Source organism: Algibacter sp. AS12 (genome assembly GCF_046736315.1).
GTDB lineage: Bacteria > Bacteroidota > Bacteroidia > Flavobacteriales > Flavobacteriaceae > Algibacter_B > Algibacter_B amylolyticus.
This window is the reverse complement of the sequence record NZ_CP151841.1, coordinates 1,059,168-1,076,441: the sequence shown is the minus strand read 5'-3', so window position 1 is coordinate 1,076,441 and position 17,274 is coordinate 1,059,168. Positions and strand designations below refer to the sequence as shown.

Sequence of the window (17,274 nt, the reverse complement as noted above, 5' to 3'; positions counted from 1 at the left end):
TGCTTAAAGTTAAGTAATTTTTTAAGAATTTCAAATCAATTATTATTATTATAAAATGTAAGGGCAATAAAGTGAAGTATTAAGTTAGGTTTTAATGTTGTTGTGTATAGAAGTTGTTAGCGTTTAATGTGTTAGAAGTTATGTTATTTGCGCGAACGTAGTTTTAATTCAGATTTTCGCATGGGCATCACATCTATAATCTCAAACAACTTTTCGCAAGTAAGTAAATGGGGTTGTCTTATTTTTATACCGCCATCTAAACCAATTAATATTACTTCGAAAGAGGAGTTTTTAGATTTATATTTTTCATAGGTTTTAGATGAATTTTGCCATGCTTCGTCCAGTAAACCTTTTGTGTAACTATGTTTTTTTATTTGGTAAACAATAAGTTTACGATTGGTAAGTCCATTTTCGTGTGCCTGCAATTCTTTTATTTGATTCTGAAATGTAGAAGTGTTAGCGCCATCTGTAAGTACTAATAAAACTCTGTTTTCCCATTGATGTGATGCTATATTTTGAGACATCCCTTTATTAACGCTAATCATTAGAGTTGCAAAAAATAGGATTTTAAATACCTTCATTTTTTCAAGGGTTTGGGGAGGTTTGTTTAGCGTTTATATACTGCTTTGGCATTAGTACTTTATTTTTTTGGCCAAATTTTTTCAAATCTTTCGCAAACCACAAGCATTTCATCTGTCGATTTTTGCCCGTTTTGTTCCAATGCGTTCGCAAAAAATTCCCAATGCGCTTTTTTCCACTTTTCGAGTGGTTCAATATTCGTTCCCATATCCAATTCAGCATAATCTTTGGAAATCTGATTAAATGGAATTGTGTCCACTTTTTTTGTCTCAATTATCGCTCGTGCTTTTCCGTCAAAATCCGTTACAATAAGTTTTGTTCCGATTTTTGGTAAGTCAGCATTTGCTTCTTTATACCAAATATATAATCCAGAACTTGCTTTCTTTTTCCTGTTAATAATTAATTCCGCTAAACGATTTGCATCTTTTTCATTATCGTGAAAAAAATCAGAATCTGGTAGTTTGTCTTTTTTGAATTCGTGATTTGATTCCGTAAAATTATTCCACATTTCGTAAACGGTTTTGTGAATTCCGTTTTCCGTTACCAATTCTTTTTCCGATTCTACTTGAGTATTTATTTCGGTTTTTTTGTCGGTTTTGCAATTTATTAAAATTAGAAATAGAATGATTGTTATATGTCTCACAGTTTTTTCGGTATTAATGGCAATGTTTCGCGAAAATAAAATCATTTCAATATTTTATACCCAACAGTAAACGAAGTTAGCAAATTTTCTCACAAAGTCAAATCCAAAAAAAAAGACCACCTTAAAAAGGTGGTCTTTAAAATATAAATTAAGCCTCAAATTTTACAATCCAAAAGCAGTTTTTACTTTATCAACATAATCTAATTTTTCCCAAGTAAATAGCTCAACATCTAATGTTATGCTTTCTCCATTAGGCTGAGAAAAAGATTTGGTAACGGTTTCGTTTTTACGTCCCATGTGTCCGTAAGCAGCAGTTTCGCTGTACATTGGCGAACGTAATTTTAAACGTTCTTCAATAGCAAATGGTCTCATATCGAAAATTTCAGATACTTTTTCGGCAATTTCACCATCGGTTAAATTAAATGGGCAAGTTCCGTAGGTATCTACAAAAATCCCCATAGGCTCAACAACACCAATAGCATAACTTACTTGTACTAAAATTTCGTCTGCAACACCAGCTGCAACTAGGTTTTTAGCAATATGTCTTGTAGCATAAGCAGCACTTCTATCTACTTTACTTGGGTCTTTTCCAGAAAATGCACCACCACCGTGAGCACCTTTTCCCCCGTAGGTATCAACAATAATTTTCCGTCCTGTTAAACCAGTATCGCCATGCGGGCCACCAATTACAAACTTTCCTGTTGGGTTTATGTGGTATTTAATATCGTTGTTAAATAATTTTTGGATAGCTTCAGGAAGTTTAGAAACTACTCTTGGTATTAGTATCTCAACAATGTCTTTTCTAATTTTAGCAAGCATAGCTTCATCTTCATCAAAATCGTCATGCTGTGTAGATACTACAATAGCATCGATACGTTGTGGCACGTTATCGTCGCTATATTCAATAGTAACTTGACTTTTAGAATCTGGTCTTAAATACGTAATGTCTTTTACTTCGCGACGTAATTCAGCAAGTTCAAGTAAAATTCTGTGCGATAAATCTAATGCCAATGGCATGTAGTTTTCGGTTTCGTTGGTTGCGTAACCAAACATCATACCTTGATCGCCAGCGCCTTGTTCCTCTTTACTACCGCGATCTACACCTTGACTAATATCGTCCGATTGTTCGTGAATAGCAGAAAGCACACCACACGAATTTCCATCAAACATATATTCGCCTTTAGTATATCCAATTTTATTAATAGTGTCTCTCGCAATTTTCTGAACATCTAAATAGGTGGTCGATTTTACTTCGCCAGCAAGTACTACTTGTCCTGTTGTTACTAAGGTTTCGCACGCCACTTTCGATTCTTTATCAAAAGCTAAAAAATTATCTATTAATGCATCACTAATTTGATCAGCTACTTTGTCTGGGTGTCCTTCAGATACACTTTCTGAAGTGAATAAATATGCCATAATTATTATTTTACGGTAAGATTTGACGTGAACGTCGAAGGAAGTTTACACTGCCTTTAGCATTTTTGTTCACATAACCTTAAATTGTAATGTAAAGAGGTTGCAATCAGTCAAATCTTTCCTCTATTATTATTTCCGCAAAAGTAAAAAAATAAAAGAATATGCGTGTCTGTTTTTGTTTTTTTTAGGATTTAGTTGGCTATTAGAGTTTAATTACAAATATTTGCAATTTATAATGAAAAACTATTTTTTAAATATCGATCCTATTTATGTCTTTGTGATTAATTCACAAGACTAAGGAAAGGTGCTTTAAAACAAATTAAATAATAATAGCCTTCCTAAATTCGGAAGGTTTTTTTATGAAGTTTTTTTTGGTTTTGAACATCATAAAAATTTTAATCTAAATACCTGATAATAAGGTGATTGAGTTGATTTTTATAGTCGTGGATTTAACCTGAAAAAACAAAGGTTAGCGGTTATAAGAAGCTAATAAATTAATTTCGACAAGTTGTTTTGGTGAAATTGAATAATTTTCAATAAAAACCTTAATTAACTAAGAATACAAAAATAAAATAAGCTAAAGACTAAAGTTGTTTGCAATAAATATGAAAGAACTTAATAAACATAGTAAAAGACTAACACAAGACGAATCTCAACCAGCATCTCAAGCCATGTTATACGCAGTAGGTTTAACAGATGAAGATATGAACAAGGCTCAAGTGGGTATTGCGAGTACGGGATATGATGGGAACCCATGTAACATGCATTTAAATAATTTAGCTGCCGAGGTTAAAATTGAAACTAAAATTGCAGGTTTAGTTGGATTAGGATTCAACACTATTGGTGTAAGTGATGGTATTTCTATGGGAACTTCGGGTATGAATTACTCTTTAGCATCTCGTGATATTATTGCAGATTCTATTGAAACAGTGATGAACGCTCAAAGTTATGATGCTTTAGTATCTGTTGTTGGATGCGATAAAAATATGCCAGGAGCGGTAATGGCTATGTTACGTTTAAACCGTCCGTCTATTATGATGTATGGTGGTACGATTGCCTCTGGTAAATATAAAGGAAGAAAATTAAACATCGTTTCGGCTTTCGAGGCTTTAGGGCAGAAAGTAGCTGGCGAAATTGGTGAAGAAGAATATAGAGAAATTATAAAGAGTGCTATTCCAGGAGCAGGAGCTTGTGGTGGTATGTATACTGCAAATACAATGGCTTCGGCAATTGAATGTATGGGGTTTGCATTACCATATAACTCGTCTATTCCAGCCGAAAATCCTAATAAATTATCTGAAAGCGAAAGAACAGCAAGAGCTATTAAAAACCTTTTAGAATTAGATTTAAAACCTTTAGATATTATCTCTAAAAAATCTATTGAAAATGCAATTGCATTAGTAAATGCTTTAGGAGGTTCTACTAATGCAGTATTACACTTTTTAGCTATTGCACATGCTGCAGATATCGATTTTACATTAGAAGATTTTCAGCGTGTGAGCGACAGAACACCGTTAATAGCAGATTTAAAACCATCTGGAAAATACCTTATGGAAGATGTTCATGGTGTTGGTGGAACGCCAGCAGTAATGAAGTATTTATTAGATAATGGCTATTTACATGGTGAGTGTTTAACAGTAACGGGAAAAACTTTAGCTGAAAATTTAGCGGATGTTGAACCACTTTCTTTTGAAGACGATCAAGATGTTATCTTTCCAAAGGATAAAGCATTAAAATCTTCAGGTAACTTACAAATCCTTTATGGAAACTTAGCGACAGAAGGTGCGGTAGCAAAAATATCAGGTAACGAAGGTTTATTATTTGAAGGTAAAGCAGTGGTTTACGATGGTGAGCAAGCTGCAAATACTGGAATCTCTAATGGTGAAGTAGAAAGAGGTGATGTTGTCGTCATTAGATACGTAGGTCCAAAAGGAGGTCCAGGAATGCCAGAAATGTTAAAACCAACCTCATTAATTATGGGAGCTGGTTTAGGAAAATCTGTAGCATTAATTACCGATGGCCGTTTTTCTGGTGGTACACATGGTTTTGTTGTGGGGCATATTACGCCAGAAGCACAAAATGGTGGAACTATTGGATTATTAAAAACAGGAGATAAAATTAGAATTAGTGCAGAAGATAACTCTATTAACGTTTTACTATCTGATGAAGAAATAACAGAAAGAAAAGCACAATGGGTACAACCAGCATTAAAACACAATAAAGGAATATTATACAAATACGCAAAAACGGTAGCATCGGCTTCAAAGGGCTGTGTAACGGATTTGTAATAAATTGTCGTTCTTGCGTAGGCAGGAATCTCATCATTTAAGGTTGAGACTATGAAAACACAAACAATTAATAATAAAAAAGAAGTGGCAGAAAAAGCAGAACGTATAACAGGTAGCGAAGCTGTAGTTAAAAGCTTGATAGCAGAGGGTGTTGATATTCTTTATGGATATCCAGGAGGAGCTATTATGCCAGTATACGATGCATTATATAGATACCAAGATAAAATACATCACGTATTAACACGCCATGAACAAGGTGCTGCACATGCTGCTCAAGGTTATGCGCGTATATCTGGTAAAGTTGGTGTTGCTATGGCAACTTCTGGACCAGGAGCAACTAACTTAATAACAGGAATTGCAGATGCTCAAATAGATTCTACACCATTAGTGTGTCTTACAGGTCAAGTGTTTTCGCATTTATTAGGTAGTGATGCTTTTCAAGAAACCGATATAGTTGGTATTTCTACGCCAGTAACAAAATGGAACTGCCAAGTTACTAAAGCAGAAGATATTCCTGCGGCTATAGCTAAAGCATTTTATATTGCTAAAAGCGGAAGACCAGGACCTGTATTAGTCGATATTACTAAAGATGCTCAGGTTGCCGAGTTAGATTTTAAATACGAAAAATGTAGAGGAGTTAGAAGTTATGTTCCTGTACCAAAAACAAGTCAAAAGGCTGTTAACGCTGCTGCGGAATTGATAAATAATGCTAAAAAACCAATGATAGTTTGGGGACAAGGTGTTATTTTAGGTCAAGCCGAAGAAGAACTTAAAACCGTTATTGAAAAAGCTGGTATTCCTGCTGCATGGACCATACTTGGTGCGTCGGCATTTCCAACATCACATCCTTTAAATATTGGTATGGTTGGTATGCATGGTAATTATGCGCCAAATAAATTAACTAACGAGTGCGATGTTTTAATTGCTATAGGTATGCGTTTTGACGATCGTGTTACAGGTAATTTAGATAGTTACGCAAAACAAGCTAAAATTATTCATTTTGATATTGACCCAGCAGAAATTAACAAAAACGTAAAAGTGGATGTTGCTGTTTTAGGTGATTCAAAAGAAAGTTTAGCTATGCTATCTGAAGCTTTAGATAAAAACAGTCATGATGCATGGTTGAAAGAATTTAAGGATTTATATGCTATAGAGTTCGACCAGGTTATAAATAACGATATCAACCCAACAAAAGAAGGGTTGACTATGGGCGAGGTTTTAAAGCAAATAAATATAGAAAGTAATGGAAATGCAGCCATTGTTTCGGATGTAGGTCAACACCAAATGATTGCTTGTAGATATGCCGATTTTAATATTACAAAAAGTAATATTACTTCGGGTGGTTTAGGTACCATGGGGTTTGCACTTCCGGCCGCTATTGGAGCTAAAATGGCAGCGCCAGATCGTGAGGTTGTAGCTATTATTGGCGATGGTGGTTACCAAATGAATATTCAAGAGTTAGGAACCGTTTTTCAGCAAAAAGCAGCCGTTAAAATTGTGGTTTTAAACAATGAGTTTTTAGGTATGGTACGCCAGTGGCAACAATTGTTTTTCGATAAGCGTTATGCATCAACCGAAATGACAAATCCAAACTTTGTAGCTATTGCCGAAGGGTATTATATTAAAGCTAGAAAAGTAACTAAACGCGATGAATTGGAAGAAGCTGTAAAAGAAATGATGGCATCAAAAGAGTCTTATTTCTTAGAGGTTATGGTGGAGAAAGAAGATAATGTGTTCCCGATGATTCCTTCTGGAGCTTCAGTTTCAGATGTACGATTAAGTTAAAAAAATAAGATTTAAGAATAGAGAATAAAGAATAAAGATAAACCATAATTGAAGCAGTATGTATTCCGCGAAAGCGAAAAAAAACTTTAATTATAAAACCCTTTTTCTAATATCATTTTAAAAGATGAACGAAGATATACAATCATTCACAATATCAATTTATACCGAAAATAATATCGGTTTATTGAATCGTATTTCAGCTATTTTTCAGCGTAGACACATAAATATAGAAAGTTTAACAACCTCTCAATCTGAGATTGATGGTGTAAATCGTTTTGTAATTGTGGTGAATATTTGCGAAGACACGGCATGTAAAATTGTTAAGCAAATTGAAAAGCAAGTTGAAACCATAAAAGCATATTATCATACCGAAGACGAAACTATTTTTACAGAGTCTTGTATGTTTAAAATAAATTCTGATTTGTTGTTTAACGAGCCGCAAATACAGAATATTATTAAAGAAAGTTATTCTAGAATTGTAACCGTAAACAAAGACTTTTTTGTGCTTGAAAAATCGGGTAGAAGAAACGAAATTGAAGCGTTACGACGCGATTTAAACAGTTTTGGGATTATGCAATTTGTACGTTCTGGACGTATTGCAGTAACAAAAGATGAAATGAAAGTAAGCGAATTGCTAAAAGCATTCGATAACCAATAATTACAATTAAATATAAAATGGGAAATTATTTTAACACACTGTCGTTAAGAGATAAATTAAATCAATTATCGAAGTGTAGATTTATGGATGCTTCAGAATTTACAGATGGAGTAACTGCTTTAAAAGGAAAAAAGATAGTTATCGTTGGGTGTGGTGCTCAAGGGTTAAATCAAGGGTTAAACATGAGAGATTCTGGTTTAGATATTTCTTATGCATTACGTGATGCTGCTATTGCAGAAAAACGTCAATCTTTTGTTAATGCCTCTGAAAACGGATTTACTGTTGGTACTTACCAAGAGTTAATCCCAACAGCAGATTTAGTGTTAAACCTAACACCAGATAAGCAGCATACAAATGCTGTAAATGCCGTTATGCCATTAATGAAAAAGGGAGCAACGTTATCTTACTCTCATGGTTTTAATATTGTTGAAGAAGGGATGCAAATTCGTAAAGACCTTACAGTAATTATGGTGGCGCCTAAGTCTCCAGGTTCTGAAGTTAGAGAAGAATATAAGCGTGGTTTTGGTGTGCCTACATTAATTGCGGTACATGAAGAAAACGATCCTGAAGGTAAAGGTTGGGCACAAGCTAAAGCTTATGCAGTAGCCACTGGAGGTGATAGAGCTGGTGTATTAGCATCGTCTTTTATTGCTGAGGTAAAATCTGATTTAATGGGAGAGCAGACTATCCTTTGTGGATTGTTACAAACAGGTTCTATCCTTTGTTTCGATAAAATGGTTGAAGAAGGTATTGATGCGGGTTATGCTTCAAAATTAATTCAATACGGTTGGGAAACTGTAACAGAAGGTCTTAAATATGGTGGTGTAACTAACATGATGGATCGTTTATCTAACGCAGCTAAAATTAAAGCTTTTGAATTATCGGAAGAATTAAAAGATATTATGCGTCCATTATTCCAAAAGCATATGGATGATATTATTGAAGGTCGTTTTTCTGCTGGAATGATGGCAGATTGGGCTAACGATGATCATGATTTATTAACATGGAGAGCAGCTACTGCTGAAACTAATTTTGAAAAAACGCCGGCTGGTGATGTTGAAATTACTGAGCAAGAGTATTACGATAACGGTGTGTTAATGGTAGCTATGGTAAGAGCAGGTGTCGAATTAGCTTTTGAAGCTATGACAGATTCTGGAATTATCGATGCATCTGCATACTACGAGTCTTTACACGAAACGCCACTTATTGCAAACACTATTGCAAGACGTAAATTATACGAAATGAATAGTGTTATTTCTGATACTGCAGAGTACGGATGTTATTTATTTGACCATGCTTGTAAGCCTTTATTAACTGATTTTATGAAAAACATAAAAACAGATGTTATTGGAAAATCTTACGCTAAAGATAATGGCGCAGGTGTTGATAACGCTAAACTTATTGAAGTAAACGCTGCTTTAAGAAACCACCCAGTTGAAAAAGTTGGTGCATTCTTAAGAGGTTCTATGACGGCTATGAAGCCAATAGTATAAGTACCGAATACAACTAAACTAAACTATATTTCCAAAACCTGTCTGATGTTTTCATTTAGACAGGTTTTTTTGTGCCAAATCTTAATTTAAATGAGAAATGGTTTAATAAAAACAAAGGATTAAGTACCTTGCATAAGCATGATAAGCCCATATAAATGAGTCACAACACATCCACTTATTTTCCTAGTCTAGAAAGCGTAAAAGCTGCTGCTGAAACTATTAAAACGGTATCGACCGTAACACCTTTAAGTGAAAGTTTAAGGTATTCAAAAAAGTATAACGCTAACATTTTATTAAAACGCGAAGATTTACAACAAGTACGCTCGTATAAAATTAGAGGTGCCTATAATAAAATTAGCTCGCTAACGGCACAAGAAGCTTTAAATGGTGTAGTATGTGCTAGTGCTGGTAATCATGCTCAAGGTGTTGCTTTATCCTGTAAATTATTAAAAATTAAGGGCACTATTTATATGCCGGCACCTACGCCTAACCAAAAGGTGGAACAGGTGGAAATGTTTGGTGAAGATTTTATAGAAATTAAGTTAATTGGCGATACGTTCGATGATTCCTTTCATGCCGCCATGTTAGAGTGCGACGAATTAGGAAAAACCTTTATACATCCTTTTAATGATAAAAAAGTTATTGAAGGTCAAGCTACTATTGCTTTAGAGGTTTTAGAACAAGCCACGCAACCTATCGATTATGTGTTTATAGCTGTTGGTGGTGGTGGTTTAGCTGCAGGTTTATCAACGGTTTTTAAAACCTTATCGCCTCAAACTAAAATTATTGGAGTTGAGCCAGAAGGTGCGCCTTCTATGTCGGTTTCCATAAAAAATAATAAAAACACAACCATCGAAAAAATTGAAAAGTTTATTGATGGAGCGGCCGTAAAACGTGTTGGCGATTTAACCTTTGCCATTTGTAAAGAAAATTTAACCGATATGATTACCGTGCCCGAAGGCAAAGTTTGCGAAACCATATTAGAACTTTATAATAAAGATGCTATTGTGGTAGAACCTGCTGGAGCATTGAGTATTTCTGCGCTAGATTTTTATGCAGAACAAATACAAGGTAAAAACGTTGTTTGTGTGGTTAGTGGTAGTAATAATGATATTACACGAACCGCCGAGATTAAAGAACGTGCTTTATTATACGCCAATTTAAAGCATTATTTTATAGTAAGTTTCCCGCAACGTGCTGGTGCTTTAAAAGAATTTGTGGTTGATATTTTAGGTGAAGATGATGATATTACGTTTTTTCAATATGCTAAAAAAACCAACCGAGAAAACGGTTCTGCAGTGGTTGGTGTGCAACTAAAATCGGCTAACGATTTAGAGCCATTAATTACCAAAATGAAACAGCGTAATTTTTATGGCGACTATTTGAATGATAAGCCTGATTTGTTTCAGTTTTTAGTGTGATTTTGCACACTTAAAAATCTTCTAATTTGCGAAATCGTTTGCGCTCTATTTTTACTGTTTATTTGAATTTCAGGGTATCATTGTAAGTAAAATTTAGTTATTTTGGGTATAAACAAATTAACTATAAAAGTCTTAAAAACGATATCATTTTAAGGCTTTAAAACACTAAAAGAGTTATGAAGCATCCTTTTAAAGACATTCCAGAGGCTTATAAAATTGAATCCCTTTTGCATCAGTCCACTTATTTGTCCGATGGCGAATTAAAACATTGGGAAGGTGATACTGCAGAGGTTTACTCAACCATCTCGTCAACTAGCGATTACAAGCAAACCCTTTTAGGAACTATTCCGCAGTTAGGCGAAAAGGAAGCTTTAGAGGTTCTTGATTCTGCAACCCGAGCTTACGATAACGGTAAAGGCTTATGGCCAACCATGAAGGTGGGCGACAGAATTGCTTGTATGGAGAGTTTTGTTGAAGAAATGAAAACCAAGCGTGAAGAAGTCGTAAAATTATTAATGTGGGAAATTGGTAAAAATTTACCAGATTCAGAAAAAGAGTTTGATAGAACTGTCGATTATATTTATGATACTATCGAAGCTTACAAGCAAATAGATAGAGACTCGGCTAAATTTGAGAAAAACTCTGGAGTTTACGCTCATATTCGTCGTGGTCCATTAGGTGTTGTATTGTGTTTAGGACCTTATAATTATCCATTAAACGAAACCTTTACCTTGTTAATTCCGGCACTTATTATGGGGAATCCTGTTATTTTTAAGCCTGCTAAACTTGGGGTTCTTTTAATATCACCATTATTGGAAGCGTTTCAAAAAAGTTTCCCAGAAGGCGTTGTAAATATTGTTTACGGTCGTGGTCGTGTATTGGCAACTCCAATTATGCAATCGGGGAAAATAGATGTATTGGCTTTAATAGGTAACAGTGCTTCAGCAAACGCTCTACAATCTCAGCATCCTAAAGGAAATAGACTTAGAATGGTTTTAGGATTAGAAGCTAAAAACCCTGCTATTGTTTTACCTGATGCCGATTTAGACTTGGCTGTTGAAGAGTGTATTGCAGGAACTTTATCCTTTAACGGGCAGCGTTGTACAGCATTAAAAGTATTATATGTTCACGAGTCTGTAGTGGAAGAGTTTAATAGACGTTTTGCTTTTAAAGTAGATCAATTAAAGTTTGGAAACCCATGGGAATCTGGTGTTAAATTAACGCCACTTCCAGAAACCGATAAGCCAGCATATATTCAAGAGTTAATTGATGATGCTTTAGAAAAAGGCGCTAAAGTAATTAATAAAAAAGGTGGCGAAACATCAGATAATTTTATATTTCCTGCGGTTTTATATCCGGTTACTAAAGATATGCGTGTGTTTAGCGAAGAGCAATTCGGACCCGTTGTACCTGTGGTTTCATTCTCGGATATCGAGGAGCCTTTAGATGATATGGCCGAATCTGATTATGGTCAGCAAGTAAGCTTGTTTGGTAAAAATATAACAACGTTATCACCGCTAATTGATACATTGGTAAACCTTGTGTGTCGTGTTAATTTAAATAGCTCTTGCCAACGTGGTCCAGATGTTTATCCATTTACAGGACGAAAAGATTCTGCATTTGGTACTTTAAGTGTTCATGATGCTTTACGTTCGTTTTCTATAAGAACCTTCGTAGCATCAAAAGACAATCCTTATAATAATGCTATTTTAAATGAATTATTAGATAAGAAAACATCTAATTTTATTAGCACCGATTATATTTTATAAGTTTTAACGAATTCCATTTGTTTTAGGCTTAGTGTAGTATAGAATTTTTCACTGAAAAATTTTGTACTGTACTAAGCCTTTATATGCTTATATTTGAAGTTGTAGTAATACAGTTAAACTAAATTTAAACAAAATTATATCAAATGAAATCAATTAAATATTTATTAGTAGCTATCTTTTCTAGTGTGGTATTAGTAGCCTGTGGCGGTAAAGAAGAAAAAAAGAAGGAAGGGTTTTCATATGAAAAGAAAACAGATGTTGTTAAGGAAACAAAAAGTAACCCTAACGATGTAACCCTTACCGGTAATGATGCTATGCAATTTAATAAAAAGGAAATTCGTGTAAAGGCAGGCGAAAAAGTAAAAATTACATTAAAGCATATTGGTAAAATGGACAAAAATGTTATGGGACACAATTTTGTTTTATTAAAAAAAGGAGTGGATGTAATGGCATTTGGAAACAAAGCAGCAACTGCAAAAGCTACCAATTATATACCTGAAAATGGTAAAGATGTTATAGCACATACAAATCTTGTAGGTGCGGGCGAAACAACCGTTGTAGAATTTGATGCACCCGAAGTTGGTACTTACGATTTTCTATGTAGTTTCCCCGGGCATTACGCTTTAATGAAAGGGAAATTAATTGTTGAGTAAAACATAGCAATAGTTCTAAAACTTATATCAAAGTCTTTCAATGGTTTTTAGCTTTTAAGTTAACAACCAGAAAGACTTTTTTTTACTCAAATAATCCGTTTTTCCAAGCTGTAATTTTATGTATTCACACATGTTTCTCGCTTTTGAAACATTAGTTATAGCATTGGAGCAATAATTTATCTTAAACTTTTATCACTCTTAGTAGTTTTACATTTTACTAAAATAATTCTTATTGATTTTTACAATTAAAATAAACTAAACCCGTACCATGAAAATTAAAAATGTTTATGCACTTTCAGTCGTTTTATTATCACTTTTCAGTTGTGGAAAGAAAGAGTATGTCGATAAAATTTACGAAAAACCAGAAATAGTAAAAGATCCATCTTCAGCATTTCTTTCACCAGAGGAAAGTATGAAAACATTTTACTTGCCAGAAGGTTATAAGGTGGAGCTAGTTGCCAGCGAACCAATGATTGATGAGCCGGTAACCATTGCATGGGATGGAAACGGACGTATGTATGTTGCAGAAATGAATACCTATATGCAAGATGTTAATGGAGGTGGTACTACTAGAAACATTAGTAGAATTAAAATGCTTGAAGATTTAGATGGTGATGGTAAAATGGATAAAAGCACCGTTTTTATTGATAGTTTATTGTTGCCAAGAATGATTTTACCTCTTGAAAATGAATTAATTGTTAATGAAACCTTTTCATATGATTTATGGAGTTATAAAGACACTGATGATGATGGAGTAGCCGATAAAAAAGAACGTGTTTACTACAATCCGAACCGTCGTGGTGGAAATTTAGAACACCAACAAAGTGGACTTATTTGGAATTTAGATAACTGGGCCTATACAACGTATAACCCTGTTAGATTTAAGTTTAAAAGCGATGGAAAAGTAGAAGTAGATTCTTTAGATAACATGCCAAATAGAGGGCAATGGGGGCTTACTCAAGATGATTTAGGAAATATGTATTACTCTTCTGCCGGTGCTGAAAACCCAGCATACGGATTTCAGCAACCACCAGTATACGGTGAGTTTAATGCAAAAGGAAGACTTTCAAAAGGCTTTGTACAGCCTTGGCCAGTAGTAGGAACTCCAGATGTTCAAGGAGGTCCAAAAAAATTACGTGAAGATGGTACTTTAAACCATTTTACAGGTGTTGCAGGACAAGAAATATATAGAGGACATAAATTGCCTTCTAATTTATATGGTGATCTTTTTATCCCTGAACCTGTAGGTAGATTGATACGTAGAGCTAAAATTAAAAATGAAAACGGTAAAAAGGTGCTTTATAACGCCTACGACGAAGCTGAATTTATGGCGTCTACAGATTTAAATTTTAGACCATTGCAAGCCAAAACAGGGCCTGATGGTGCGCTGTATATTGTAGATATGTATCGTGGTATTATACAAGAAAGTAACTGGACCAAAAAAGGAAGTTTTTTAAGAACAGTAATTCTGCGTAAGGGCTTAGAAAAAAATATTGGAAAAGGTAGAATTTATAGAATTGTACATGAGGATATTGAATTGGATAAAAAACCTAATTTAATAGGAAAGAAAGCTTCTGAATTAATAGAATATTTAGGACATCGTAATGGTTGGTACAGAAATACAGCTCAAAAACTAATTGTTTTAAGGGGAGATGAATCGGTTATTCCAGAATTGCAAGCTATAGCTAGAGATAATTCGTCTTTTATGGATGGTATTTTTAATAGCGATAAAGATCTTGGTTTAGAACGTGTAACTGCACTTTGGACGCTAGAAGGTTTGGATAATATTGATAAAACCTTAATTACTGAAAAATTACAAGATGTAGATTACCGTGTTAGACTTACCGCGATTAGATTAAGTGAAAATTTACTTAAAGCAGGGGATACAGATATTCTTCAAGATTTAGAAAAATTAATTTCTGATTCAGATGTGAATGTTGTAAATCAGCTAGCTTTAAGTTTACGTTATAGTAAAGATAAAAAAGCAACAGAATTGCTAAACACAATTAATACTAAATACGAAGGCCACGAAATTGTTTCCAACGCAGTTGTTGAAAGTTTAAAGAAAGATGATTCTCAGTTAAAACAACTTAAAGATCGTATTTCAGGAAGAAGTTTAGGCGCAAGATTAAGTATTACAAAAGGCTACGATGCTTATAAACAATTATGTATTACGTGTCACGGCGCCGATTTAAAAGGTATTGCAACAGAAGATGGAGGACTAATTGCACCATCTTTAATTGGTAGTGCAAGAGTAACGGGAGATAAAGGTACGCTGAGTAAAATTTTATTAAACGGACTAATTGGCCCTATTGAAGGTAAAGAATATGGTATTATGATGCCTTTAAAAGATAATAGTGATGAATGGATTGCAAATGTACTGAGTTACGTAAGAGCCATGAATGATGCAGATAATGTAGATAGAAAAGTAGTTAGAAATGCAAGAAGAGATTCAGGGGATAGAGAAGATTATTGGACTTTAGAGGAGCTCTATAAAATAGAAGCTAAGAGAAAAAAATAACTTCGATTATTTAATATTATAAAAAAAGCGAATCTAGTTTTAAATTAGATTCGCTTTTTTTTGTGATTTATTTTACAATCAACTTAGTCCTCATAGTAAATGAATGACCGGGGAATGTACAAACAATCCAATACTCACCGGGTACGCTAGGAGATGTAAAGTAAATAGTTTCGTTACTTTCAGGTCCAACAGTTCCTGAATGAAATAAAACTAATTCGCTAAACGGAACATAATTTAAATCTGGACCATCTAACCCAAGGTTAAGAGCCATTTCTCCAATTTTAAGTGGTGTTTCTTTACCTGGTTTGGTAATAACCACATTGTGTATCATGTCATCATTATTATTCAGGGTAAGTTGTATTTTGTTATTTCGGTTTATAGTGATTTCTTCTGTATCATATTTTAATCCAGGAATTGTACCAATAACCACTTTTTCATCTGCTCCATGTTCTCCCCATGAAGACGGCATGGTGTTAACTCGCTTAGGTTGGTATACCTTTTTGTTAGACGTTTTAGCTATATGCATTTGTGACGATTTTAATTCTCCTCCAGGTACTTGGTTTAAAGTGTAATAGCCCGTATTATGTAATAATAATTCTCCAGATGCAGATTTTAGTTTAGGCATTTCTATTTGATGAATAAAACCTAAACGCATGCCGTGAATCGTTAATTTTACTTTCAACCCATCAGCGGAAATTTCAGCTTTATGAACCATAGAATTTTGTTGATCTAAAATGGGGCTACCATAAGTATCATGATATTTGTATGTAAACGTAGACATCTTATAGTTCGAAAGATCTTTAGCTAATTTTTTGTTGATAGGCTTGGTGAATTCAAATTCAAAACCGTCATCAAGCGCTTTCATCGTTTTAATTTCAAAAGGTGTTTTACCGCTCCAAACTAAACGTTGTAATCCAAAGGCTTTTTTTCCTGTAGATGCCCAACCACGACTCGTCATGCCAACAAACATATTGTTGTCTTTACCCCAAATCATCCTTAAAACTCCAGAAGAAAAACCTTCAACAAAACCAAAAGCAGCGCCTTGGTATACGCCATTCACCTTTTCCATGTACACACGCATAATTTTACTATGCCCTTGGTCTCCTATAAATTGTTGGCCTTCAAATGGACCAAATTTACCATTAGTAGTGTCGTATAAAATATCTGAGGTCGATATACCTAATATGGTGTGCGGAAACCAAACTGCGGCAGATTTTAATGCCTTTTCTTTTTTAGCATAATCATACATTGAAAGTCCAGATTGTTTTTCAATATCTTCTGGTTTTAATTTTAATGGTGAGTTTGGTTCGTCTGTCCATTTTAAACTTTCTGCATGTCCTGCAAAATCACCTTTTTCTAAATGTGACATACGTCCAGAACCAACCCAGTCGCCTTGGTTTTCTGTATAAAAAATATCGTTATTATCATTAATTGCAAACCCAGCTGGAGATCTAAGTCCAGCAGCTATAGGTGTAAATTGTCCTTCTGTAGTAACTTTTACAAGCCAGCCTCTCCATTTAGCAAAGCTTTTTCCGCCTTTGTACCATGATACATTTAGCGTTAATATCATGTCGCCGTTTTTGTCAAACTTCGGACCATATGAATATTCATGATAATTCCCGGAAAGTGGCCATGAGTAAACCGTTTTGTATAAATCGGCTACGCCATCATTATCTTTATCTTCAAGCCTTGTTAATTCACCACGTTGTGCTAAATAAAAACTATTGTCTTTATACGCTAAACCAAGAGTTTCGTGCATGCCGTGTGCAAATCTGTTAAATTCTGGTGTTTTGCTATGTGGATTGTTAACTAGCCAAACTTCACCTCTTCTTGTAGAAACACCCAGTTGATTTTTATCTGTTAACGCTAAACCACCAACTTCTAATTTGATATCATTAGGTATCGGGACGTCTACAATTTTATAATACTCAGCTTCTTTTATAGCTTGAGCCGAATTTAACATTTTATCTTTTTGAGAAAATCCAAATTGATTTATTAGAAGGAAAGCTATTATTACTATTGTTTTATTGATAATCTTCATGTTTTTA

12 protein-coding genes are annotated in these 17,274 nt (G+C 34.3%); 8 read left to right on the top strand and 4 right to left on the bottom strand.

The features are described 5' to 3' along the window. Positions 1 to 143: 143 nt before the first annotated feature. From AAFN75_RS04710 to metK, 3 genes are all read right to left on the bottom strand, one after another. Positions 144 to 581: a DUF4174 domain-containing protein gene (locus AAFN75_RS04710; RefSeq protein ID WP_411808462.1), complete on the bottom strand. Its 438-nt coding sequence runs from the start codon at positions 579 to 581 to the stop codon at positions 144 to 146. A 59-nt stretch (positions 582 to 640) separates the two neighbouring features. Continuing rightward, on the bottom strand, positions 641 to 1,267 hold the full coding sequence (locus AAFN75_RS04705; RefSeq protein ID WP_411808461.1) for an ASCH domain-containing protein: 627 nt from the start codon (positions 1,265 to 1,267) through the stop codon (positions 641 to 643). A 117-nt stretch (positions 1,268 to 1,384) separates the two neighbouring features. Further along, entirely contained in the window at positions 1,385 to 2,638 is a 1,254-nt protein-coding gene (gene metK, locus AAFN75_RS04700; protein ID WP_411808460.1) for a methionine adenosyltransferase, read from the bottom strand. 605 nt (positions 2,639 to 3,243) lie between these two features. Between metK and ilvD the strand changes: the two genes are divergently transcribed. From ilvD to AAFN75_RS04660, 8 genes are all read left to right on the top strand, one after another. After that, entirely contained in the window at positions 3,244 to 4,926 is a 1,683-nt protein-coding gene (ilvD, locus tag AAFN75_RS04695) for a dihydroxy-acid dehydratase (RefSeq protein ID WP_411808459.1), read from the top strand. A gap of 51 nt (positions 4,927 to 4,977) precedes the next feature. Further along, complete coding sequence (ilvB, locus tag AAFN75_RS04690; protein WP_411808458.1) at positions 4,978 to 6,711, top strand: biosynthetic-type acetolactate synthase large subunit; 1,734 nt, start codon at positions 4,978 to 4,980, stop codon at positions 6,709 to 6,711. A gap of 124 nt (positions 6,712 to 6,835) precedes the next feature. Beyond that, the gene (ilvN, locus tag AAFN75_RS04685; protein ID WP_411808457.1) at positions 6,836 to 7,369 is read left to right on the top strand and encodes an acetolactate synthase small subunit; all 534 of its coding nucleotides are present in this window, start codon (positions 6,836 to 6,838) and stop codon (positions 7,367 to 7,369) included. A gap of 17 nt (positions 7,370 to 7,386) precedes the next feature. Then, positions 7,387 to 8,862, top strand: coding sequence for a ketol-acid reductoisomerase (gene ilvC, locus AAFN75_RS04680; protein WP_411808456.1), 1,476 nt, complete (start codon positions 7,387 to 7,389; stop codon positions 8,860 to 8,862). A gap of 155 nt (positions 8,863 to 9,017) precedes the next feature. Further along, positions 9,018 to 10,283, top strand: a complete 1,266-nt coding sequence (gene ilvA, locus AAFN75_RS04675; RefSeq protein ID WP_411808455.1) for a threonine ammonia-lyase IlvA — start codon at positions 9,018 to 9,020, stop codon at positions 10,281 to 10,283. A gap of 176 nt (positions 10,284 to 10,459) precedes the next feature. Next, a complete protein-coding gene (locus AAFN75_RS04670; RefSeq protein WP_411808454.1) occupies positions 10,460 to 12,052 on the top strand; it encodes an NADP-dependent glyceraldehyde-3-phosphate dehydrogenase in 1,593 nt (530 codons plus the stop codon). Between the two features lie 143 nt (positions 12,053 to 12,195). After that, complete coding sequence (azu, locus tag AAFN75_RS04665; protein WP_411808453.1) at positions 12,196 to 12,705, top strand: azurin; 510 nt, start codon at positions 12,196 to 12,198, stop codon at positions 12,703 to 12,705. A gap of 268 nt (positions 12,706 to 12,973) precedes the next feature. Further along, entirely contained in the window at positions 12,974 to 15,226 is a 2,253-nt protein-coding gene (locus tag AAFN75_RS04660; RefSeq protein WP_411808452.1) for a c-type cytochrome, read from the top strand. 67 nt (positions 15,227 to 15,293) lie between these two features. Here AAFN75_RS04660 and AAFN75_RS04655 read toward each other — a convergent pair whose 3' ends face one another. Then, on the bottom strand, positions 15,294 to 17,267 hold the full coding sequence (locus AAFN75_RS04655) for a plastocyanin/azurin family copper-binding protein (protein ID WP_411808451.1): 1,974 nt from the start codon (positions 17,265 to 17,267) through the stop codon (positions 15,294 to 15,296). Between the last annotated feature and the right edge of the window lie 7 nt (positions 17,268 to 17,274).

Coding starts and splice junctions, on each gene's coding strand:
- AAFN75_RS04710 (WP_411808462.1), bottom strand. CDS start 581: ATGAAGGTATTTAAAATCCTATTTTTTGCAACTCTAATGATTAGCGTT.
- AAFN75_RS04705 (WP_411808461.1), bottom strand. CDS start 1,267: ATGATTTTATTTTCGCGAAACATTGCCATTAATACCGAAAAAACTGTG.
- metK (WP_411808460.1), bottom strand. CDS start 2,638: ATGGCATATTTATTCACTTCAGAAAGTGTATCTGAAGGACACCCAGAC.
- ilvD (WP_411808459.1), top strand. CDS start 3,244: ATGAAAGAACTTAATAAACATAGTAAAAGACTAACACAAGACGAATCT.
- ilvB (WP_411808458.1), top strand. CDS start 4,978: ATGAAAACACAAACAATTAATAATAAAAAAGAAGTGGCAGAAAAAGCA.
- ilvN (WP_411808457.1), top strand. CDS start 6,836: ATGAACGAAGATATACAATCATTCACAATATCAATTTATACCGAAAAT.
- ilvC (WP_411808456.1), top strand. CDS start 7,387: ATGGGAAATTATTTTAACACACTGTCGTTAAGAGATAAATTAAATCAA.
- ilvA (WP_411808455.1), top strand. CDS start 9,018: ATGAGTCACAACACATCCACTTATTTTCCTAGTCTAGAAAGCGTAAAA.
- AAFN75_RS04670 (WP_411808454.1), top strand. CDS start 10,460: ATGAAGCATCCTTTTAAAGACATTCCAGAGGCTTATAAAATTGAATCC.
- azu (WP_411808453.1), top strand. CDS start 12,196: ATGAAATCAATTAAATATTTATTAGTAGCTATCTTTTCTAGTGTGGTA.
- AAFN75_RS04660 (WP_411808452.1), top strand. CDS start 12,974: ATGAAAATTAAAAATGTTTATGCACTTTCAGTCGTTTTATTATCACTT.
- AAFN75_RS04655 (WP_411808451.1), bottom strand. CDS start 17,267: ATGAAGATTATCAATAAAACAATAGTAATAATAGCTTTCCTTCTAATA.